Source organism: Mycobacterium sp. MS1601, assembly GCF_001984215.1.
Classification (GTDB): Bacteria; Actinomycetota; Actinomycetes; order Mycobacteriales; family Mycobacteriaceae; genus Mycobacterium.
In genome coordinates, this window is sequence record NZ_CP019420.1 from 5,240,346 (window position 1) to 5,262,018 (window position 21,673).

The window sequence follows — 21,673 nt, forward strand, 5'->3', positions numbered from 1 at the left end:
TGTGGTTGCCCACGTGACCAAAGGTGACGGGCGTGACAATGGTGTGTGGAATGATGTGCAGGCCGTCGGGGCGAGATGAGCAGGGCGCTGCGCAGGGAGCACTTGGATGGATCTGAACCTGACCGCGGTCACCAGGCCGGTAGAGCGGCTGGTGGCTACTGCTCAGAACGGCCTGGAGGTTCTGCGACTCGGCGGTCTGGAGACGGGTTCGGTGCCGTCGCCGTATCAGATCGTCGAGAGCGTGCCGATGTACAAGCTTCGGCGCTACTTCCCGCCCGACAGTAGACCCGGCCGGGCCAAGGTGGGTGCTCCGGTGCTCATGGTGCACCCGATGATGATGTCGGCCAATATGTTCGACGTCACCCGCGAAGACGGGGCCGTCGGCATCCTGCACTTTGCCGGTCTCGATCCGTGGGTGATCGATTTCGGTGAGCCCGACAAGGTCGAGGGCGGGATGCGGCGCACCCTCACCGACCACATCGTGGCGCTCAACGACGCTATCGACAGCATCAAGAAGACCACCGGGTCCGACGTCCACCTCGCCGGCTACTCGCAGGGTGGCATGTTCTGCTACCAGGCGGCGGCGCTGCGGCATTCGAAGGACATCGCCAGCATCATTGCCTTCGGTTCACCGGTGGACACCCTGGCCGCGCTGCCCCTGGGCATCCCGCCGAATCTCGGCGCCTTGGCCGCCGACTTCATGGCCGATCACGTGTTCAACCGGCTCGACATCACCGGTTGGATGGCCCGCACCGGCTTCCAGATGCTGGACCCGCTGAAGACGGCGAAGGCCCGGGTGGACTTCCTGCGCCAACTCCACGACCGGGAAGCTCTGCTGCCCCGGGAGCAACAGCGCCGGTTCCTGGACTCCGAAGGTTGGATCGCCTGGTCCGGACCTGCCGTGCAGGAACTGCTGAAGCAGTTCATCTCCCACAACCGGATGATGACCGGCGGCTTCGCCATCGACGGCCAGTTGCTGACACTCAGCGACATCACCTGCCCGGTGCTGGCCTTCGTCGGTGAGGTGGACGACATCGGTCAGCCGGCGTCGGTGCGTGGCATCAAGCGTGCCGCGCCCACCGCCGATGTCTACGAAACCACGCTGCGGGCTGGGCATTTCGGCCTGGTTGTGGGCTCGAAGGCCGCCGAGATCACCTGGCCCACCGTCGCGGACTGGGTGCTGTGGCTCAGTGGGCTCGGCCCCAAACCCGCCAACGTCGTCCCGATGCCGGACCAGACAGGCCAGCACACCGACAGTGGCGTGCCGCTGGCCTCCCGAGTGGCCCACGGAGTGGGGGAAGCCTCGGAGGTGGCGTTGTCACTGGCTCGCGGTGCCGCAGGCGCCGTGGTGGCCACCAACCGGTCGCTGCGCACCCTGGCCGTCGAAACGGCCCGCACGCTGCCGCGGCTGACCCGGCTGGGCCAGATCAACGACCACACCCGGATCTCGTTGGGCCGCATCCTGTCCGAACAGGCCCGCGGTGCCCCGGACGGCGAGTTCCTGCTGTTCGACGGTCGTGTGCATACCTACGAGGCCGTCGACCGTCGCATCAACAACGTGGTGCGCGGTCTCATCAAGGTCGGTATCCGCCAGGGCGATCACGTCGGCGTCCTCATGGAGACCCGACCCAGCGCGCTGGTCGCCATCGCCGCACTGTCGCGCCTCGGCGCCGTCGCGGTGTTGATGCCCCCCGACGGGGACCTGGCCGCCGCCGCCCGAGAAGGCGGTGTCGCCGAGATCCTCACCGACCCGCCCAACCTGGACGCCGCACTGCAGTTGTCACTGCAGGTGCTGGTGCTCGGTGGCGGTGACCTGCGTGAGCTGAACCTTCCCGACGACGCCGACGTCATCGACATGGAGCAGATCGACCCGGACGCGGTGGACCTGCCCGGCTGGTACCGGCCCAATCCCGGGCTGGCCCGCGACCGGGCCTTCGTCGCGTTCAGCACCGTCGGCGGACAGTTGGTGGCCAAGCAGATCTCGAACTACCGGTGGGCCATGTCGGCATTCGGCACCGCGTCCACCGCGGCGCTGGGTCGCGGGGACACGGTCTACTGCCTGACACCGCTACACCATCAGTCCGGTCTGCTCGTGGCACTCGGCGGCGCCGTGGTCGGCGGAGCGCGCATCGCCCTGTCGCGCGGACTCAACCCCCACACCTTCGTCCAAGAGGTCCGTCGCTACGGCGTCACCGTGGTGTCCTACACCTGGGCGATGCTGCGCGACGTCATCGACGACCCCGGGTTCGTCCTGCACGGCCACCACCCGGTACGGCTGTTCATCGGTTCCGGCATGCCTACCGGGCTGTGGCAGCGGGTCACCGATGCGTTCGCCCCCGCGCACGTGGTCGAGTTCTTCGCCACCACCGACGGGCAGGCCGTGCTGGCCAACGTGTCCGGCGCCAAGATCGGCAGCAAGGGGCGCCCGCTGCCCGGCAGTGGCCACGTGGCCTTGGCGGCCTACGATGCCGAATCCGATCTGATCGTCGAAGACGATCGGGGATTTGTGCGGCTCGCCGACACCGACGAAGTGGGTGTGTTGCTGGCTCGCTCGCGCGGGCCGATCGATCCCACTGCTGCGGTGAAGCGGGGTGTGTTCGCCCCGGCAGATACCTGGATCTCCACCGAGTACCTGTTTCGCCGGGATGGCGACGGGGACTACTGGCTGGTGGACAACCGCCCCGGCGTCCTGCGAACCGAGCGTGGCGTCGTGTACTCCGAGCCGATCACCAATGCCATCACCATGATTCCTGCGGTGGACCTGGCCGTCACCTACGGTGTGCAGGCCGGCGGCCGGCAGTTGGCGGTGACAGCATTGACGCTGCGTCCGGGCGCCACCGTCACTGCGGCCGATCTGGCCGAGGCGGTGGCGCATCTGGTGGTGGGGCTGCCGCCCGACATCGTGCACGTGGTGCCCGAGTTGCCGTTGACAGCCACCTATCGCCCGACCATCTCGGCACTTCGTGGTGCTGGGGTGCCCAAAGCCGGCCGCACCACCTGGCTTCTGGACCCGCGAACCGGTCAGTACAAGCGGCTGACCGCCGCCACCCGATCGCAGTTGGTGGATGCGGAGTAACACAGATGGTGCTGCTGGACGATAGCGCTGTTAGGCTCCCCGAGACAGCTGCGAGGCGTGGAACTCATCTGGGGCGCCTCCGACACATGCTCACAGGCATCGCGCTGCTGGAGGATCTTTATGACATCTCAGTCCGATAAGACGCCCACTCGTTGGCGGCGTGCCGCGGTGACCGGCCTGGCAGGCGCGGGTCTGGCCGCATCGATGATGCTCGGTTTCGCGGGCACCGCCAACGCCGACATCCTCGACGAGCTCGAGGCGCAGTACGGAACCGGTTCCGGCGGCGGCCAGATAGCCAACCTGCTCAACGACGCGATGGTGCTGCGTGCCCAGGGCATCCGTCCCAAGCCCGCTGATCTGCAGCAGGTGCAGGCCGCGGCCACCAACCGCGGACCCAACCAGGCCCCATTGGTGGGCGCGCTGCAGCAGACCGTGGCCAACCAGCAGAAGGTGCTGGCGCAGATGGGTCAGCAGAGCGGTCCCGGCGGCATCGGTTTCTCGATCAACCAGGGTCCGTGGCAGCCGAACGCGAATGGCAATCCGATGGTCCAGGAGCCGGACGCGATCTTCCCAATGCCCGGCCGGTAAGTGGTCGACGACAAGCTGCTGAGCATCATCGTCTGTCCCGCTGATCGGGGCCCGTTGATGTACACCGCAGATCTGCTGTACAACCCGCGGTTGCGCCGCGCTTACCGAATCGATGACGGCATCCCGGTGCTTCTGGTCGACGAGTCCCGTGAGGTGGGCGACGACGAGCACGCTCGTCTGGTGGGCGGCTCCTAGTCCGGTCGACGATGCGGCGACGAAGGAGCCGAGGAGAGAGGGCCGGACTACAAAGGTCAGTAGGTCGTCGGCAGTTCGCCGGTGAAGTACTGCTGCAGATTCGGTGCGATGGTGTCGATGATCTGATCGAGCGGTAGCGACGCCAGTGGTTCCAGCTTGAGAATGTGGCGCGCCATCACGACGCCGAGAATTTGGGTCGCGGCGAACTCGGCACGCAGGACCCCGGTGCCCACCGGATCATCGATCCGTGCCGCCAGAGTCTTCACCACGACATCGCGCAGGAACGACCGGAACATGTTGATGTCGTCGCCGGTCAGGGCCGAGCGCAGGGTGGCGACCATGCCTGCGCCCGCCTCGGAGTCCCACAGCGGCAGGATCAGCGCAGGGAGTGTGCGACCCAGCTCGGTGACCGGTGCGGTGGCCAGCGGCACCAGGATGTGGGCAGGGTCGACGGCCACATTGATCGCGGCGGTGAACAGCTTCTCCTTGGTGCCGAAGTAATGGTGCACCAGTGCGGAGTCGACGCCGGCGTCGGCGGCGATGGCGCGGATCGAGGTGTTGCCGACGCCGTTTCGCGCGAAGAGGTCGCGGGCGCTGGCGAGGATCCTGTCCCGGGTGTCGGATGTGCCGGTAGGACGGCCGGGCCGTCGGCGGTTCTCGGTCGTCACCGCGGCTATGGGGTCCGCCGTCGCAGCGTCACCGCTGCCAGACCCAGTGCCGCCGCTGCGAATGCCACAACCACCACGATGTCACGGACGGCGGTACCCGTCAGCTCGGGATGGGCTCCCACTTCGCGCAGCGCCTCGAGCCCGTAGCTGGCCGGCAGCATGTTGCTGATCCACTGCAGCCAATCCGGCATCAGCGCGCGCGGCACGATGATGCCGCACAGCAGCAGCTGAGGTACCACCACCACGGGCATGAACTGGACCGCCTGGAACTCGGTGCGGGCGAACGCGCTGCACAACAGTCCGAGACCGACGCCGAGGACGGCGTTGATGATGGCGATCACGAACACCCACACCGGGCTGCCCGCGGTGTCGAAACCGAGCAGCCAGAACGCGACCAGGCACGCGATGCTGGCCTGTGCCGCGGCGGCCAGCGAGAAGGCGGTGCCGTAGGCGGCCAGTAGGTCACCACGCCGCAGGGGAGTGGTGAGTATCCGTTCCAGGGTTCCCGAGACACGTTCGCGCTGCATGGAGATCGACGTGATCAGGAACATCACCACCAGCGGTAGCAATCCGAGCAACATCAGGCAGGCGGCGTTGAACGACGCGGGTGTGTTGTCGAACATGAAATACATCAGCACGATCACCAGCGTCGGAACCACCAGAATCATCGCGACACTGCGATGATCGCCGGCCAGCTGTCGCAGGATCCGGGCTGTGGTCGCGAGATAGGGCCCCAGCGTCGCACGCCGTGGGGCCGTCACGCCGCGGTGCTGTGCGTGATGACGGACAGGAATGCGGCCTCCAGTGAGCTGCATTGGGTGTCCTCTCTGAGTTGGGCGGGCGTGGTGTGGGCCAGCAGATGGCCGTCGCGCATCAGCAACAGATCGCCGCAGTGGTCGGCCTCGTCCATCACGTGGCTCGAGACCAGCAGGGTGGTGCCGCGGCGGGCGAGGTTGTTGAACCGGTCCCACAGCTCCACGCGAACCACCGGGTCCAGTCCGACGGTCGGTTCGTCGAGCACCAGCAGGTCTGGCTCACCGACCAGGGCGCAGGCCAGCGACACGCGACTGATTTGGCCGCCGGAAAGGTCAGCGCAGTAGCTGTCCCGATGGTCGGTGAGTCCGACCGAGGCGACCGCTTCGGCTGCCGCGGCGGGTGAGGCCCCGTACAGCGCGGCGAAGTAGCGCACATTGTCGATGACTTTGAGGTCGGCGTAAACCGTCGGGTTCTGCGTGACGTAGCCGACCCGATGGCGCAGGGTGTGTGATCCGGCTGGGTGGCCGAGGACCTTGACGGTGCCCGCCGCGATCACCTGAGTGCCCACGAGGCACCGCATCAGGGTGGTCTTGCCGCAGCCGGAAGGCCCGAGCAGGCCGGTGATGCTGCCGCGACTGATGGTCAGGCTGAGGTCGTGCAGCACGGTCCTCTTGCCGCGGACCACCCGCAATCCGGCGACGACGACAGCGTTTGCGCTGGTCATCAATTCATCATCCGATGAACTCATCATAGGATGAATATCCTCCCGCTTGCGTCCAGCGTCAAGGGGTTCGGCACAATCGCTGCATGCATCCACTGGCCGTCGATCCGGTGTCCGCCGCCTGTCGGCTCTTGGGTGCGCGCCTGCGCTCGCGTGGCGTCGAGTCGACGATCGTCGAGGTCGAGGCCTATGGCGGACCGGCAGACGGGCCGTGGCCCGACCCGGCGTCGCATTCGTTCCGCGGACCCGGCATCCGCAATTCGGTGATGTTCGGTCCGGCGGGTCTGCTCTACACCTACATGAGCCATGGCATTCACACCTGCGCCAACGTGGTGTGTGGTCCGGACGGAGATGCGGCCGCAGTGTTGGTGCGCGCCGCAGTGGTCGACGAAGGTGTCGAGATCGCGCAGAAGCGCCGCGGTGTGTCGGTCAGCACCCCAGCATTGGCCCGCGGCCCCGGCAATCTGTGTTCAGCTCTGGGAATTGTGATGTCGGACAATGGAACTGATCTCTTCTCCGCCTCGTCACCCGTCCGGCTGGAGCTCGCCGCCCCGCTTGAGCCCGTCACCGGCCCGCGGGTTGGGGTGAGCAGGGCCGCGGATCGGCCGTGGCGGTTCTGGCTTGCCGGGCGTCCCGAGGTTTCGGCATTCCGGCGCAGTCCGCGGGCTCCGGCGGTGGGGCTGTCGGACTAGCGCCGGGCCGGTGCGGGAAGATTTCCCCATGGGCACGACGATCCTCGACGAGTTGAACTGGCGCGGCCTCATTGCGCAGTCCACCGATTCCGACGCACTGGCCGACCAGTTCGCGGCGGGTCCGGTGACGGTCTACTCCGGGTTCGACCCCACCGCGCCCAGCCTGCACGCTGGGCATTTGGTCCCATTGCTGACGTTGCGCCGCCTCCAGGAAGCAGGCCACCGGCCCATCGTGATGGCCGGGGGAGCCACCGGAATGATCGGTGACCCGCGGGAGACCGGCGAGCGCACGCTGCACACCGCGGACGTGGTCGCCGATTGGGCTACCCGGATCCGTGGGCAGCTCGAACGATTCGTGATGTTCGACGAGTCACCTACGGGTGCCATTGTCGAGAACAATCTGAACTGGACCCAGGAACTATCGGCGATCGAGTTCCTGCGTGACGTCGGCAAGTACTTCTCGGTGAATGTGATGTTGGACCGAGATACAGTTCGGCGCCGCCTCGACGGCGAGGGCATCTCGTACACCGAGTTCAGCTACATGCTGTTGCAGGCCAACGACTTCGTGGAGCTGCACCGCAGGTACGGCTGCGGATTGCAGGTAGGAGGTTCCGACCAGTGGGGCAACATCATCGCCGGCGTCCGCCTGGTCCGGCAGAAGCTCGGAGCCACAGTGCATGCGATGACCACGCCGCTGGTCACCGATTCCACCGGGGCGAAGTTCGGCAAGTCCACCGGCGGCGGCAGCCTCTGGCTGGATCCGGAAATGACCAGCCCGTATGCCTGGTACCAGTACTTCGTCAACACTGCCGACGCGGACGTGGTCCCGTACCTCAAGTGGTTCACATTCCTGTCCTTCGACGAGATCGCCGAGCTTGACCAGGCGACCCGCGATCGACCGCATGAGCGTGCCGGCCAGCGTCGGTTGGCCAGGGAATTGACCAACCTGGTGCATGGAGAGGCGGCTACCGCCGCGGTGGAACATGCCAGCCAGGCTTTGTTCGGACGCGGTGAGTTGGGTGTCCTGGATGAATTGACGCTGGCAGCGGCGCTTCGGGAGACATCGGTGGCTGAGCTTTCGCCCGGTGGACCTGACGGCATCACCGATCTGCTGGTGGCCACCGGACTGGCCGCGAGCAGGGGCGCAGCCAAGCGCAACATCGCAGAAGGCGGGGTGTCGGTGAACAACGTCCGCATCACGACCGAGGACTGGACGCCGCACGCCTCGGACTTTCTGCACGGCCAGTGGCTGGTGCTGCGTCGAGGGAAGCGGAACGTGGCAGGCGTACGCCGGCTGACATGAGAGCCGGGAGGCAGCCGGTCTCGTGAACGGCTGGCGTCGATTCCCTCGTCTGGAAACAGCGATCTACCAGGCGATTTGACTCTGAGTTTCCAGAGCCGTAACTTAATCCAGGTCAGAGCGACCCGGCCAAGCCGGAGAGCGCGAAGACCTCCCCGGGAATCAGCCTGGTAACAGGTTGTTCCTGATAGTCCGCAGTACGAACCAGTGGCCGATGAGGCCGAAGATTTGTCGCGGGCCAGGGGAGAAATGCAGGTCTGTTGTTTGAGAACTCAATAGTGTGTTTGGTGGTTTTTGTTTGTTGACCGCATCTGTGGGGGGACTCCCCGTCTTCCTGCTTGTGGGTGTGGTTGTTTTTTGATGCCAGTTTTTGGTGTCTTTTGTTTGTGATCGGATTTTTCTGATTCGAATTCTGCCTGGCTTTGGCTGGGGGTTTTTGTTTGGAGAGTTTGATCCTGGCTCAGGACGAACGCTGGCGGCGTGCTTAACACATGCAAGTCGAACGGAAAGGCCCTTCGGGGTGCTCGAGTGGCGAACGGGTGAGTAACACGTGGGTGATCTGCCCTGCACTTTGGGATAAGCCTGGGAAACTGGGTCTAATACCGAATATGATCATTGGCTTCATGGCTGGTGGTGGAAAGCTTTTGCGGTGTGGGATGGGCCCGCGGCCTATCAGCTTGTTGGTGGGGTAATGGCCTACCAAGGCGACGACGGGTAGCCGGCCTGAGAGGGTGACCGGCCACACTGGGACTGAGATACGGCCCAGACTCCTACGGGAGGCAGCAGTGGGGAATATTGCACAATGGGCGCAAGCCTGATGCAGCGACGCCGCGTGAGGGATGACGGCCTTCGGGTTGTAAACCTCTTTCAGCAGGGACGAAGCGCAAGTGACGGTACCTGCAGAAGAAGGACCGGCCAACTACGTGCCAGCAGCCGCGGTAATACGTAGGGTCCGAGCGTTGTCCGGAATTACTGGGCGTAAAGAGCTCGTAGGTGGTTTGTCGCGTTGTTCGTGAAAACTCACAGCTTAACTGTGGGCGTGCGGGCGATACGGGCAGACTAGAGTACTGCAGGGGAGACTGGAATTCCTGGTGTAGCGGTGGAATGCGCAGATATCAGGAGGAACACCGGTGGCGAAGGCGGGTCTCTGGGCAGTAACTGACGCTGAGGAGCGAAAGCGTGGGGAGCGAACAGGATTAGATACCCTGGTAGTCCACGCCGTAAACGGTGGGTACTAGGTGTGGGTTTCCTTCCTTGGGATCCGTGCCGTAGCTAACGCATTAAGTACCCCGCCTGGGGAGTACGGCCGCAAGGCTAAAACTCAAAGGAATTGACGGGGGCCCGCACAAGCGGCGGAGCATGTGGATTAATTCGATGCAACGCGAAGAACCTTACCTGGGTTTGACATGCACAGGACGCGTCTAGAGATAGGCGTTCCCTTGTGGCCTGTGTGCAGGTGGTGCATGGCTGTCGTCAGCTCGTGTCGTGAGATGTTGGGTTAAGTCCCGCAACGAGCGCAACCCTTGTCTCATGTTGCCAGCACGTTATGGTGGGGACTCGTGAGAGACTGCCGGGGTCAACTCGGAGGAAGGTGGGGATGACGTCAAGTCATCATGCCCCTTATGTCCAGGGCTTCACACATGCTACAATGGCCGGTACAAAGGGCTGCGATGCCGTGAGGTGGAGCGAATCCTTTCAAAGCCGGTCTCAGTTCGGATCGGGGTCTGCAACTCGACCCCGTGAAGTCGGAGTCGCTAGTAATCGCAGATCAGCAACGCTGCGGTGAATACGTTCCCGGGCCTTGTACACACCGCCCGTCACGTCATGAAAGTCGGTAACACCCGAAGCCGGTGGCCTAACCCCTTGTGGGAGGGAGCCGTCGAAGGTGGGATCGGCGATTGGGACGAAGTCGTAACAAGGTAGCCGTACCGGAAGGTGCGGCTGGATCACCTCCTTTCTAAGGAGCACCACGTAGTTTCGGGTCGGCCCGCATCGTGCGGATCACCGATGTCCCGGACGGAAACGTTGGTTGGCCGGTGCCTGTAGTGGGTGTCGGTCTGGTGCATAAAGTTGTAGAGCAAACTCAAAAACCTTGTCCTGGTTGGTCTTTCGAGGCTGGTTGGGGTTGCAGGGGGTCATCGAACACACTGTTGGGCTTTGAGGCAGCAGCCTTGCGGCGCCGTTCCCGGTGGGGGATGTGCGCCGGCCCGTATCGCCGGATCGTTGGATGTGGTGGTGGTGGGTGTTGTTGTCGCTCCATCTTGGTGGTGGGGTGTGGTGTTTGATTTGTGGATAGTGGTTGCGAGCATCTAGCGCGCAAGAGTCTGCTCGGGTTCCTTTGGGGGTTCGGGTGGTTGTTGTGTGCACTTAATGATGTGCAATTTTTGCTCATTTTTGGTTTTTGTAAGTGTTTAAGGGCGCATGGTGGATGCCTTGGCACTGGGAGCCGATGAAGGACGTAGGAGGCTGCGATAAGCCTCGGGGAGGTGTCAACCGACCGGTGATCCGAGGATGTCCGAATGGGGAAACCCGGCACGAGTGATGTCGTGTCACCCAACGCTGAATGTATAGGCGTTGGGGGGAACGCGGGGAAGTGAAACATCTCAGTACCCGTAGGAAGAGAAAACAATTGTGATTCCGTGAGTAGTGGCGAGCGAAAGCGGAGGATGGCTAAACCGTGCGCATGTGATACCCGGCGGGGGTTGTGTGTGCGGTGTTGTGGGGTCAACGTTCTTCAGTCCGCCGACTGGGGCAGCAGTGAGAAAATGATGTGTTAGGCGAAGTGGCTTGGGATGGCCTGCCGTAGACGGTGAGAGCCCGGTAGTCGAAAACATGTTGTCTGTTGTCGTTGTGTCCCCGAGTAGCAGCGGGCCCGTGGAATCTGCTGTGAATCTGCCGGGACCACCCGGTAAGCCTGAATACTTCTCAGTGACCGATAGCGGATTAGTACCGTGAGGGAATGGTGAAAAGTACCCCGGGAGGGGAGTGAAATAGTACCTGAAACCGTGCGCTTACAATCCGTCAGAGCCCTCCTTTGTGGTGGGGTGATGGCGTGCCTTTTGAAGAATGAGCCTGCGAGTCAGGGGCATGTCGCGAGGTTAACCCGGGTGGGGTAGCCGTAGCGAAAGCGAGTCTGAATAGGGCGTATCCCCGTATGGGGTGTAGTGGCGTGTTCTGGACCCGAAGCGGAGTGATCTACCCATGGCCAGGGTGAAGCGCGGGTAAGACCGTGTGGAGGCCCGAACCCACTTAGGTTGAAGACTGAGGGGATGAGTTGTGGGTAGGGGTGAAAGGCCAATCAAACTCCGTGATAGCTGGTTCTCCCCGAAATGCATTTAGGTGCAGCGTTGCGTGTTTCTTGCCGGAGGTAGAGCTACTGGATGGCCGATGGGCCTCACAAGGTTACTGACGTCAGCCAAACTCCGAATGCCGGTAAGTGTAAGCGTGGCAGTGAGACGGCGGGGGATAAGCTCCGTGCGTCGAGAGGGAAACAGCCCAGATCGCCGGCTAAGGCCCCTAAGCGTGTGCTAAGTGGAAAAGGATGTGCAGTCGCGAAGACAACCAGGAGGTTGGCTTAGAAGCAGCCACCCTTGAAAGAGTGCGTAATAGCTCACTGGTCAAGTGATTGTGCGCCGATAATGTAGCGGGGCTCAAGCACACCGCCGAAGCCGCGGCAATACGTAAGTATTGGGTAGGGGAGCGTCCTGCATCCGGTGAAGCAGCCGAGTGATCGAGTTGTGGAGGGTGTGGGAGTGAGAATGCAGGCATGAGTAGCGATAAGGCAAGTGAGAACCTTGCCCGCCGAAAGACCAAGGGTTCCTGGGCCAGGCCAGTCCGCCCAGGGTGAGTCGGGACCTAAGGCGAGGCCGACAGGCGTAGTCGATGGACAACGGGTTGATATTCCCGTACCCGTGTGAGCGCGTCCCTGATGAATCAGCGGTACTAACCGCCCAAATCCAGATCCACGGATCCCTTCGGGGTGATGGTTTCTGGGGCTGCGCGGGACCTTCGCTGGTAGTAGTCAAGCGATGGGGTGACGCAGGAAGGTAGCCGTACCAGTCAGTGGTAATACTGGGGCAAGCCTGTAGGGAGTTGGATAGGTAAATCCGTCCAGCACATATCCTGAGAGGTGATGCATAACCGTATGAGGTGAATTCGGTGATCCTATGCTGCCGAGAAAAGCCTCTAGCGAGCTCTCACACGGCCCGTACCCCAAACCAACACAGGTGGTCAGGTAGAGAATACCAAGGCGTACGAGTGAACTATGGTTAAGGAACTCGGCAAAATACCCCCGTAACTTCGGGAGAAGGGGGACCTACATACCGTCAACACCTTTGCGGTGGGCAGCGGGAGTGGGTCGCAGAAACCAGTGAGAAGCGACTGTTTACTAAAAACACAGGTCCGTGCGAAGTCGCAAGACGATGTATACGGACTGACGCCTGCCCGGTGCTGGAAGGTTAAGAGGACCCGTTAATCGTAAGGTGAAGCGGAGAATTTAAGCCCCAGTAAACGGCGGTGGTAACTATAACCATCCTAAGGTAGCGAAATTCCTTGTCGGGTAAGTTCCGACCTGCACGAATGGCGTAACGACTTCTCAACTGTCTCAACCATAGACTCGGCGAAATTGCACTACGAGTAAAGATGCTCGTTACGCGCGGCAGGACGAAAAGACCCCGGGACCTTCACTACAACTTGGTATTGGCGTTCGATACGGTTTGTGTAGGATAGGTGGGAGACTGTGAAGCTCACACGCCAGTGTGGGTGGAGTCGTTGTTGAAATACCACTCTGATCGTATTGGACTTCTAACTTCGAACCGTATATCCGGTTCAGGGACAGTGCCTGGTGGGTAGTTTAACTGGGGCGGTTGCCTCCTAAAATGTAACGGAGGCGCCCAAAGGTTCCCTCAACCTGGACGGCAATCAGGTGTTGAGTGCAAGTGCACAAGGGAGCTTGACTGTGAGACGTACATGTCGAGCAGGGACGAAAGTCGGGACTAGTGATCCGGCACCCCCGAGTGGAAGGGGTGTCGCTCAACGGATAAAAGGTACCCCGGGGATAACAGGCTGATCTTCCCCAAGAGTCCATATCGACGGGATGGTTTGGCACCTCGATGTCGGCTCGTCGCATCCTGGGGCTGGAGCAGGTCCCAAGGGTTGGGCTGTTCGCCCATTAAAGCGGCACGCGAGCTGGGTTTAGAACGTCGTGAGACAGTTCGGTCTCTATCCGCCGCGCGCGTCAGAAACTTGAGGAAATCTGTCCCTAGTACGAGAGGACCGGGACGGACGAACCTCTGGTATACCAGTTGTTCCGCCAGGAGCACGGCTGGATAGCCACGTTCGGACAGGATAACCGCTGAAAGCATCTAAGCGGGAAACCCCTTCCAAGACCAGGTTTCTCACCCTCTAGGAGGGATAAGGCCCCCCGCAGACCACGGGATCGATAGGCCAGACCTGTACACACAGCAATGTGTTAGGGAACTGGCACTAACCGGCCGAAAACTTACAACAACCTCCATTATTGCTGCTCGCAACCACGCAACCACATCTCACAACGCACTCCACCACCAAAAACACTTGTTCTTGGACACGGACCGAAACCCCCACACCCGGGGTGTTTCGCCGACAAGAAAATAGAGTTACGGCGGTCATAGCGACAGGGAAACGCCCGGTCCCATCCCGAACCCGGAAGCTAAGCCTGTCAGCGCCGATGATACTGCCCTGCACGGGCGGAAAAGTAGGACACCGCCGAACACACATTGAGAAATGCCCCCCACGCAAGTGGGGGGCATTTCTATTTGTCGGCCGCTCTTTCGGAAAATGGCGAGCAACGGCGTCGGAAACAAAGGCGATTTGTCGTCGGGGAATGGCGAATTGTGGCTAAAACGCTGCTACCCGTATCCTGACGTGGAGGTTACGAGCCGGAAAGGCAGCAGTGGTCGAGAACAGAGGTGGTGGAGACCGCCGGTCAGGGCGCCCCGACCGTGATGGCGCACCGCGGTGGAAAGACCGGGCGAAGCCGCCGGCACGATCAGGCCCCGACCGGGCGCGTCGCACCCAGCCGCGTCCGCAGCATGACGGCGACGCCGAGAACCGGCCTGCAGGCCCGCGGATTCCGCCGAACATCGACGCCAAGCAGTTGGCCCCCGATGTGCGCCGTGAGTTGAGCACTCTCGACAAGACGACTGCCGACACCATCGCCCGCCATCTCGTGGCGGCAGGTGAACTCCTCGATGAGGATCCCGAAGCGGCCTTGGAGCACGCACGTGCGGCACGTCAGCGCTCGGGGCGTATCGCCGCCATCCGCGAGGCCGTCGGCATCGCCGCCTACCACTGCGGCGACTGGGCACAGGCACTCTCGGAGCTGCGGGCTGCCAAGCGGATGGGTGCCAAATCCGAACTGCTGGCTCTCATCGCCGACTGCGAGCGGGGCGTGGGTCGACCGGAGCGTGCCATCGAGCTGGCACGCAGTGCCGAAGCTCTGGCGCTGACCGGTGATGAGGCCGATGAGCTGCGCATCGTCGTTGCCGGAGCTCGCGCCGACATGGGCCAGTTAGAGCAGGCACTGGCAGTCCTGGCGTCACCGCCGCTGGACCCCACCCGTGCTGGGCAGACCGCCGCTCGGCTGTTCTATGCGTACGCAGAAGCCCTGCTGGCGCTGGGCCGCAACGAGGAAGCGTTGCAGTGGTTCTTCCATGCCGCCAGTGCGGACACCGACGGCGTCACCGACGCCGAAGACCGCATCAGTGAGCTCGCCTGACGTGACGACCTTTGCCGAACACTTTGATTGCCTGCTGCTTGACCTCGACGGAACCGTGTTCCGTGGGCACGAGCCCACCGAGGGCGCCGTGGAAGCACTGGCACAGGCGTCGTCGCGGACATTCTTCGTCACCAACAACGCTTCACGCAGCGCCGGCGAGGTCGCCGAGCACCTGACCGAACTCGGGTTCGCGGCCGACAGCGCCGACGTCGTGACCAGCGCCCAGGGCGCGGCCCGGCTGCTGGTTCGACAACTGCCCGCGGGTGCGCCCGTACTCGTGGTCGGTACGGAGGCGCTGGCACAGGAAGTCGCCGCCGTCGGGTTGCGACCGGTGCGGCTGTTCAGTGACGACCCGGTGGCTGTGGTGCAAGGGCACAATCCGCAGACCGGGTGGTCGGATCTGGCCGAGGCCGCGTTGGCCATCCGTTCCGGTGCACTCTGGGTCGCCGCCAATGTCGACCGCACCCTGCCGACCGAGCGAGGGCTGCTGCCGGGCAACGGATCCATGGTGGCTGCCGTGCGGGCCGCCACCGACAGCGAACCTCAGGTGGCGGGTAAACCTGCGCCGACGCTGATGGAAGATGCGTTGTCGCGGGGGGAGTTTCAGGCGGCCCTGGTTGTTGGCGACCGGCTCGACACCGACATCGCCGGTGCCAACGCCGCGCAGCTGCCCAGCCTGATGGTGCTCACCGGCGTCAACAGCGCCAGCGATGCCGTGCATGCCGTGCCTGCTCAGCGACCGACCTTCATCGCGCAGGACCTGCGATCACTGCACGCCGACACTGAGTCCTGTGCCGTGGCTCCGCATCCTGCCTGGCAGGTGTACGTCGACGGCGACACGGTGAGGGTGTCGGCAACGGGCGAGCCTCCTGGGGAGGACGGGTTGTCGGTGGTGCGGGCGACAGCCAGAGCTGTCTGGGACGCCGCACCGTCCGCATCGCAGTACACGATCTGCGCCGGCGACAACACCGCGGCGGCGGCGCTACAACGCTGGTCGATCAGCTAGCGTTGGTGCCGATATGAGTACCGACGCAGATCAGATCCGCACGCAGTTCGAGGCGTTGTTGGCCGAAGTGCCAGACGTCGCGCATGACGGCCGCGATGTGGACCTCGACGACGTTGCGGCCCGCCTCGAGCAGGCCCACGACGTCTTGGTGCAGGCACTGGAATCGGTGGAGAAGGGCTGAAGTGGCACGGCGCACTCGCGTCGACGCCGAATTGGTTCGTCGCGGCCTGGCCCGGTCCCGTCAGCAGGCAGCTGAGCTCATAGAGGCGGGCCGTGTCCTGGTTGACGGTATGCCAGCCACCAAACCCGCCACGGCTATCGCGCTGACGGCCACACTCAAAGTCGAAGCGGGAGAGCGTAGTTGGGTCTCCCGCGGCGCCCACAAACTGATCGGTGCGCTTGACGCATTCGGCCTCGATGTCAGTGGCCGCCGCTGTCTGGACGCCGGTGCGTCCACCGGGGGATTCACCGAGGTGCTGCTGGATCGCGGGGCCCGCGAAGTGGTGGCCGTCGACGTCGGTTACGGGCAGCTGGCCTGGCCGGTGCGTTCCGATGAGCGAGTCCGGGTGTTCGAGCGCACCAATGTCCGCGAGCTCACCCCGGAGGTCATCGGAGGCACGGTGGAGGCGGTGGTTGCTGATCTGTCGTTCATCTCGTTGTCCACTGTGTTGCCCGCGCTGACCCGGTGTTCGTCGGCCGACGCCGATATCGTTCCCATGGTGAAGCCCCAGTTCGAGGTGGGTAAGGGCCAGGTCGGTGCCGGTGGAGTGGTGTCGGATCCGCTGCTGCGTCAGTCCGCGGTGCTCGGTGTCGCACGCCGGGCAGCGGAGCTGAACTGGCACACCGTGGGGGTGGTGGCGAGTCCGCTGCCAGGACCATCTGGCAACGTGGAGTACTTCCTGTGGCTGCGCAGCGACACCGACCGCGCTTTGCGCGGTGCCGATCTGGACGCAGCCATCCGCACAGCCGTCGACGAGGGGCCGCAATGACGTGCGACCGCACGATCCTGCTGGTGGTACACACCGGCCGACCAGAAGCCACCGAGGTGGCCCGCCGGGTCGAAAAGGTGATGGGTGAGCACGGCATCGGACTGAAGATGCTGTCCGCCGAAGCCGTCGACCGCGGAAGCCTGCACCTCAATCCCGACGACATGCGCGCACTCGGGGTCGAGATAGAGGTGGTCGACGCCGACGAGAACGCGGCTGCGGGCTGCGAGATGGTGCTGGTGCTCGGTGGCGACGGCACCTTCCTGCGTGCCGCCGAACTGGCCCGCAACGTGGACATACCGGTGCTTGGGGTGAACCTGGGTCGCATCGGCTTCCTCGCCGAGGCCGAGGCCGACAACCTCGACTCCGTCCTGGACCATGTGATCCAGCGCAACTACCGGGTGGAGACGCGGATGACGCTTGACGTCGCGATCCGGGTGGACGGCGAGATCGTCGAGCGTGGCTGGGCCTTGAACGAAGCCAGCTTGGAGAAGAGTCCGCGCCTGGGCGTGCTGGGTGTGGTCGTCGAGATCGACGGCCGCCCGGTGTCGTCGTTCGGTTGCGACGGCGTGCTCATCGCCACGCCCACCGGCTCCACCGCCTATGCGTTCTCGTCGGGTGGCCCGGTGGTGTGGCCGGACCTCGAGGCCATCCTGGTGGTGCCCAACAACGCACACGCACTGTTCGCCCGTCCCATGGTCACCAGCCCCAATGCCACCATCGCCGTCGAGATCGAATCCACCGGCTATGACGCGCTGGTGTTCTGCGACGGGCGCAGACAGATGAAGCTGCCCGCAGGTGGGCGGCTGGAGGCCACCCGTTGCGGCACCCCGGTCAAGTGGGTGCGCCTCGACAGTGCCCCGTTCACCGACCGGCTGGTGCGCAAGTTCCGCCTGCCGGTCACCGGCTGGCGCGGGCAGTAGCACTGTGCTGGCCGAGATTCGCATTCAGGCTCTGGGCGCCATCAGCGCGGCCAACGCCGAGTTCGACCGTGGCCTGACGGTGCTCACCGGTGAGACCGGCACCGGCAAGACCATGGTGGTGACGGGCCTGCACCTGCTCGGGGGAGCCCGCGCTGATGCCAACCGCGTGCGCTCGGGTGCCGAGAAGGCCGTGGTCGAAGGCCGCTTCACCACTGTGGAGCTGGACGCGTCGTTGACCTCCGAGATCGACGAGATCCTGGAATCGTCGGGGTCCGAGCGTGATGACGACGGCAGTGTCATTGCCCTGCGGTCGGTCAGTCGCGAAGGCCCGTCTCGGGCGTACCTCGGCGGGCGCAGTGTCCCGGCGAAATCGTTGAGCACCTTCACCACCCAACTGTTGACGCTGCACGGCCAGAACGACCAGCTGCGGCTGATGCGCCCCGACGAGCAGCGCGGTGCCCTGGACCGTTTCGCCGACGTCGACGCCAAGCTGGAGAAGTACCGGACGCTGCGCCAGCAGTGGCTGGCGGCACGTCGTGATCTCCTCGAACGCACCGACCGGGCCCGAGATCTGGCACAGGAGGCCGATCGCCTGCAGTTTGCGCTCAACGAAATCGACACCGTGGACCCGCAGTCCGGCGAGGACGAGGCGTTGGTGGCCGATATCCGGCGGCTCTCTGAACTGGACGCGCTGCGGGAAGCCGCCGCGACGGCGCGGGCGGCGTTGTCGGGGGTTCTCGACGATGCCGACGGTGGCAGCGAAGTGTCGGCCACCAGCGCCATCGGTGCGGCGGTCAGTGCCCTGGACTCCTGCGACGATGCCGCACTGCAGGCGTTGGGCCGTCAGCTCGCCGAAGCGCTGACCGTGGTGGGTGACGTGTCCCGCGAGATCGGTGGGATCCTGTCGGGGCTGCCCACCGACGCCAGCACCTTGGAGTCGAAACTGGCTCGTCAGGCCGAGCTGAGGTCGCTGACCCGCAAGTACGCCGCCGACGTCGACGGCGTGCTGAGCTGGGCGGCCGAGTCCCGGGCTCGGTTGTCGCAGCTCGACGTGTCCGAGGAAGCTTTGGCCGAGCTGGGCACGAAGGTGGACGAGTTGGCCGCCAAGGTGGCCAAGGCCGCCGCCGATCTGAGCGCGGTCCGCACCAAGGCCGCCAAAGGACTGGCCAAGGCGGTCACCGCTGAGCTGGCCGGACTGGCGATGACCAATGCCGAGTTCACCATCACGGTCTCGCCGCTGCCGGCTCGCGAGGACGACACCGCTCCGGTGACCCTGGCTTCGGGGCAGAGAGTTCACGCCGGATCACACGGCGTCGATCTGGTGGAGTTCGGGTTCACCGCACACAGGGGCGGCAACGTCCTGCCGTTGGGCAAGAGCGCCTCCGGAGGTGAACTATCCCGGGTGATGCTTGCACTGGAGGTGGTACTGGCCGCCTCCGCTGAAGGCACCACGATGGTGTTCGACGAAGTGGATGCCGGTGTGGGCGGGCGGGCTGCCGTACAGATCGGGCGCAGGCTGGCGAGGCTGGCTCGTACCCACCAGGTCATCGTCGTCACGCACCTGCCGCAGGTGGCGGCCTACGCCGACACCCACCTGGTGGTGGCGCCGCTGGGCAAGAACGGCACCAGCGGTGTGCAGCGGCTGGGCGACGACGACCGGGTAGCCGAACTGGCGCGGATGCTGGCGGGTCTGGGGGAGACGGACACCGGCCGAGCGCACGCCAAGGAACTCCTCGAGGCCGCACGGCGGGATCGCGAGGACGCCACGTAGCACCGGCTTCGGAGCTGTTACTGATGTGACGCAATGTGACTTGTGAGGCTGGTGTTACGGCGCGCCTCCCTAGCAATGCGGCAATTCGGTTACAGAATCACCGCCATGCGGATGGCAGCGCTTCTCTCACGTAACGGCAGCTCCCGACCTGGCGTCATGGGTACCGCCCGTGTCGACCGCGACATCGACCGACTGCTGCGGCGAGTCGAGCCCGGGGACATCGTTGTCCTCGACGTCCTCGATCTCGACCGCGCCACCGCCGACGCCCTCGTGGACGCCAACATCGCCGGCGTCGTCAACGCATCACCGTCCATCTCGGGCCGTTACCCCAATCTCGGCCCCGAGGTGTTGGTGGGCAACGGCATCACCTTGATCGACGAGACCGGCCCCGACGTCTTCAAGAAGATCAAGGACGGCGCCAAGATCCGGCTGCACAACGGTGGCGTGTACGCCGGCGACCGTCGGCTGGCGCTCGGTGCCGAACGGTCCGACGAAGACATCAACGAGATGATGCACGAGGCCAAGAGTGGTCTGGTGGCACACCTGGAAGCATTCGCGGGCAATACCATCGAATTCATCCGCAGTGAGAGCCCGCTGCTGATCGACGGCATCGGAATCCCCGACATCGACGTGGACCTGCGCCGCCGCCATGTCGTAGTGGTGGCGGAAGAGCCTTGTGCCGCTGAGGATCTCAAAGCGCTGAAGCCATTCATCAAGGAGTACCAGCCGGTGCTGATCGGCGTCGGCACGGGTGCCGACCTGATTCGCAAGGCCGGTTATCGCCCGCAGCTGATCGTCGGCGATCCCGAGCAGATCAGCGCTGATGCACTGAAGTCCGGCGCCCAGGTGGTGCTGCCCGCAGACGCCGACGGACATGCACAGGGCCTCGAGCGCATCCAGGATCTCGGTGTCGGAGCCATGACCTTCCCCGCCGCCGGCTCGGCTGCCGATCTGGCGCTGCTGTTGGCCGATCACCATGGTGCCGCGTTGATCGTCACCGCCGGGCACACGGCCAGCATCGAAGAGTTCTTCGACCGGACCCGGCAGCGCACCAACCCGTCGACCTTCCTGACCCGTCTGAAGGTGGGGGAGAAGCTGGTGGACGCCAAGGCCGTCGCGACGCTGTACCGCAGCCGGATCTCCGGCGGCTCGATCGCGATGCTGGTGCTCGCGATGCTGGTGGCCGTCATCGTCGCGCTGATGGTGTCGCAGACCGACGCCGTGGTCATCGACTGGGTGGTGCAGTACTGGCACAAGTTCTCGCAGTGGGTTCAGCACTGGGTGACCTCGTGATCACCCTGCGCTCACATGCCATCTCGCTGGCCGCGGTGTTCCTGGCGCTGGCCATCGGGGTGGTGCTGGGGTCGGGTCTGTTGTCCGACACGCTGCTCTCTGGTTTGCGGGATGAGAAGCGGGACCTGCACGGCCAGATCAACGAGCTCACCGACGAGAAGAATGTGCTGAACGAGAGGCTCAGTGCTGCAAACGATTTCGATACGCAGGTAGCTGGGCGCATCGTCGGCGCCGCACTGGCCGAGAAGTCTGTGGTGCTGTTTCGTACCCCGGATGCCGACGACGGCGACGTCGATGCGGTGGCGCGGATCATCGGTCAGGCCGGGGGCACCGTCACCGCCACGCTCGAACTCACCCAGGAGTTCGTCGACGCCAACTCGGCCGAGAAACTACGCACTGTCGTCGGGTCCTCGGTGCTGCCCGCCGGTACGCAGCTCAGTTCGACGCTGGTGGACCAGGGCTCGCAAGCGGGCGATCTGCTGGGCATCGCCTTGCTGACGCCGCGCGACCCGGCGGCCCCGAGGGTCAACGACGAGCAGCGCGAGACGGTGTTGGCCTCGCTTCGCGAGACCGGATTCCTGTCCTATCCCGACGGTGCTATCGGGGCGGCCGACGCCGCTGTGGTGGTCACCGGCGCCGGACTGGGTGACGACGCGGGTAATCAGGGGGCCACCGTTGCGCGGTTCGCCGCGGCACTGGCGCCGCACGGTTCCGGAGTGGTGCTGGCCGGTCGAGACGGCTCCGCCAGTGGCACCGCCGCCGTCGCCGTGGTGCGGTCCGACCCGAGCTTGAACGCTGTGGTGAGCACCGTCGACGACGTGGGTGTGGAGTCCGGCCGCATCACCACTGTGCTGGGCGTCCAGGATCTGGCGGCCGGTGGCAAACCCGGGCAGTACGGTGTCGGGCAGGGTGCGACGGCGGTCACCGTCACCCAATAGCGA

General features: G+C 64.3%; 16 protein-coding genes and 3 rRNA genes. 16 read left to right on the forward strand and 3 right to left on the reverse strand.

What is annotated here, in order from left to right:
* Positions 1 to 106 precede the first annotated feature (106 nt).
* The 3 genes from BVC93_RS25235 (at position 107) to BVC93_RS25245 (ending at position 3,859) form a co-directional block, all read left to right on the forward strand.
* Positions 107 to 3,076 carry an acyl-CoA synthetase gene (locus tag BVC93_RS25235; RefSeq protein ID WP_083739836.1) on the forward strand — a complete coding sequence of 990 codons (2,970 nt, stop codon included), beginning with the start codon at positions 107 to 109 and terminating at the stop codon, positions 3,074 to 3,076.
* 120 nt (positions 3,077 to 3,196) lie between these two features.
* On the forward strand, positions 3,197 to 3,664 hold the full coding sequence (locus BVC93_RS25240; RefSeq protein WP_157517071.1) for a hypothetical protein: 468 nt from the start codon (positions 3,197 to 3,199) through the stop codon (positions 3,662 to 3,664).
* On the forward strand, positions 3,665 to 3,859 hold the full coding sequence (locus BVC93_RS25245) for a Trm112 family protein (protein ID WP_083739838.1): 195 nt from the start codon (positions 3,665 to 3,667) through the stop codon (positions 3,857 to 3,859).
* Between the two features lie 56 nt (positions 3,860 to 3,915).
* On the opposite strand, the gene BVC93_RS25250 is transcribed toward BVC93_RS25245, so the two are convergent.
* Genes BVC93_RS25250 through BVC93_RS25260 form a run of 3 tightly spaced genes read right to left on the reverse strand, consistent with a single transcriptional unit; the run spans position 3,916 to position 6,034 of the window.
* A complete protein-coding gene (locus BVC93_RS25250) occupies positions 3,916 to 4,527 on the reverse strand; it encodes a TetR/AcrR family transcriptional regulator (protein WP_083739839.1) in 612 nt (203 codons plus the stop codon).
* Positions 4,528 to 4,532: 5 nt separating this feature from the next.
* Positions 4,533 to 5,342, reverse strand: coding sequence for an ABC transporter permease (locus tag BVC93_RS25255; RefSeq protein WP_083739840.1), 810 nt, complete (start codon positions 5,340 to 5,342; stop codon positions 4,533 to 4,535).
* Positions 5,285 to 6,034 (reverse strand): ABC transporter ATP-binding protein, encoded by a 750-nt coding sequence (locus tag BVC93_RS25260; RefSeq protein ID WP_083739841.1) that lies wholly within the window; start codon positions 6,032 to 6,034, stop codon positions 5,285 to 5,287. The genes BVC93_RS25255 and BVC93_RS25260 overlap by 58 nt, the downstream gene beginning before the upstream one ends.
* A 56-nt stretch (positions 6,035 to 6,090) precedes the next feature.
* On the opposite strand from BVC93_RS25260, the gene BVC93_RS25265 reads away from it, so the two are divergent.
* The 13 genes from BVC93_RS25265 to BVC93_RS25320 all read left to right on the forward strand — a co-directional run bounded on the left by BVC93_RS25265 (position 6,091) and on the right by BVC93_RS25320 (position 21,670).
* A complete protein-coding gene (locus BVC93_RS25265; RefSeq protein ID WP_083739842.1) occupies positions 6,091 to 6,696 on the forward strand; it encodes a DNA-3-methyladenine glycosylase in 606 nt (201 codons plus the stop codon).
* A 28-nt stretch (positions 6,697 to 6,724) separates the two neighbouring features.
* Complete coding sequence (gene tyrS / locus BVC93_RS25270) at positions 6,725 to 7,999, forward strand: tyrosine--tRNA ligase (RefSeq protein WP_083739843.1); 1,275 nt, start codon at positions 6,725 to 6,727, stop codon at positions 7,997 to 7,999.
* 434 nt (positions 8,000 to 8,433) lie between these two features.
* A 16S ribosomal RNA gene (locus BVC93_RS25275) occupies positions 8,434 to 9,953 on the forward strand.
* A 444-nt stretch (positions 9,954 to 10,397) separates the two neighbouring features.
* Positions 10,398 to 13,504: ribosomal RNA gene (locus tag BVC93_RS25280) — 23S ribosomal RNA — on the forward strand.
* 129 nt (positions 13,505 to 13,633) lie between these two features.
* Positions 13,634 to 13,747, forward strand: a 5S ribosomal RNA gene (gene rrf, locus BVC93_RS25285).
* The 16S, 23S and 5S rRNA genes sit together here, the layout of an rRNA operon.
* A gap of 181 nt (positions 13,748 to 13,928) precedes the next feature.
* The gene (locus tag BVC93_RS25290; protein ID WP_083739844.1) at positions 13,929 to 14,753 is read left to right on the forward strand and encodes a tetratricopeptide repeat protein; all 825 of its coding nucleotides are present in this window, start codon (positions 13,929 to 13,931) and stop codon (positions 14,751 to 14,753) included.
* 1 nt (position 14,754) lies between these two features.
* On the forward strand, positions 14,755 to 15,759 hold the full coding sequence (locus BVC93_RS25295) for an HAD-IIA family hydrolase (protein ID WP_192860099.1): 1,005 nt from the start codon (positions 14,755 to 14,757) through the stop codon (positions 15,757 to 15,759).
* A gap of 13 nt (positions 15,760 to 15,772) precedes the next feature.
* Positions 15,773 to 15,940 carry a hypothetical protein gene (locus tag BVC93_RS33660; protein WP_192860100.1) on the forward strand — a complete coding sequence of 56 codons (168 nt, stop codon included), beginning with the start codon at positions 15,773 to 15,775 and terminating at the stop codon, positions 15,938 to 15,940.
* A gap of 1 nt (position 15,941) precedes the next feature.
* Entirely contained in the window at positions 15,942 to 16,748 is an 807-nt protein-coding gene (locus BVC93_RS25300; protein WP_083739846.1) for a TlyA family RNA methyltransferase, read from the forward strand.
* The gene (locus tag BVC93_RS25305) at positions 16,745 to 17,668 is read left to right on the forward strand and encodes an NAD kinase (protein WP_083739847.1); all 924 of its coding nucleotides are present in this window, start codon (positions 16,745 to 16,747) and stop codon (positions 17,666 to 17,668) included. The genes BVC93_RS25300 and BVC93_RS25305 overlap by 4 nt, the downstream gene beginning before the upstream one ends.
* Positions 17,669 to 17,672: 4 nt before the next feature.
* A complete protein-coding gene (gene recN / locus BVC93_RS25310; protein ID WP_083739848.1) occupies positions 17,673 to 19,439 on the forward strand; it encodes a DNA repair protein RecN in 1,767 nt (588 codons plus the stop codon).
* Between the two features lie 105 nt (positions 19,440 to 19,544).
* Positions 19,545 to 20,732 carry a putative cytokinetic ring protein SteA gene (gene steA, locus BVC93_RS25315; protein ID WP_083741322.1) on the forward strand — a complete coding sequence of 396 codons (1,188 nt, stop codon included), beginning with the start codon at positions 19,545 to 19,547 and terminating at the stop codon, positions 20,730 to 20,732.
* Positions 20,729 to 21,670 (forward strand): copper transporter, encoded by a 942-nt coding sequence (locus BVC93_RS25320; protein WP_083741323.1) that lies wholly within the window; start codon positions 20,729 to 20,731, stop codon positions 21,668 to 21,670. Before steA ends, BVC93_RS25320 begins: the two co-directional genes overlap by 4 nt.
* Positions 21,671 to 21,673 lie beyond the last annotated feature (3 nt).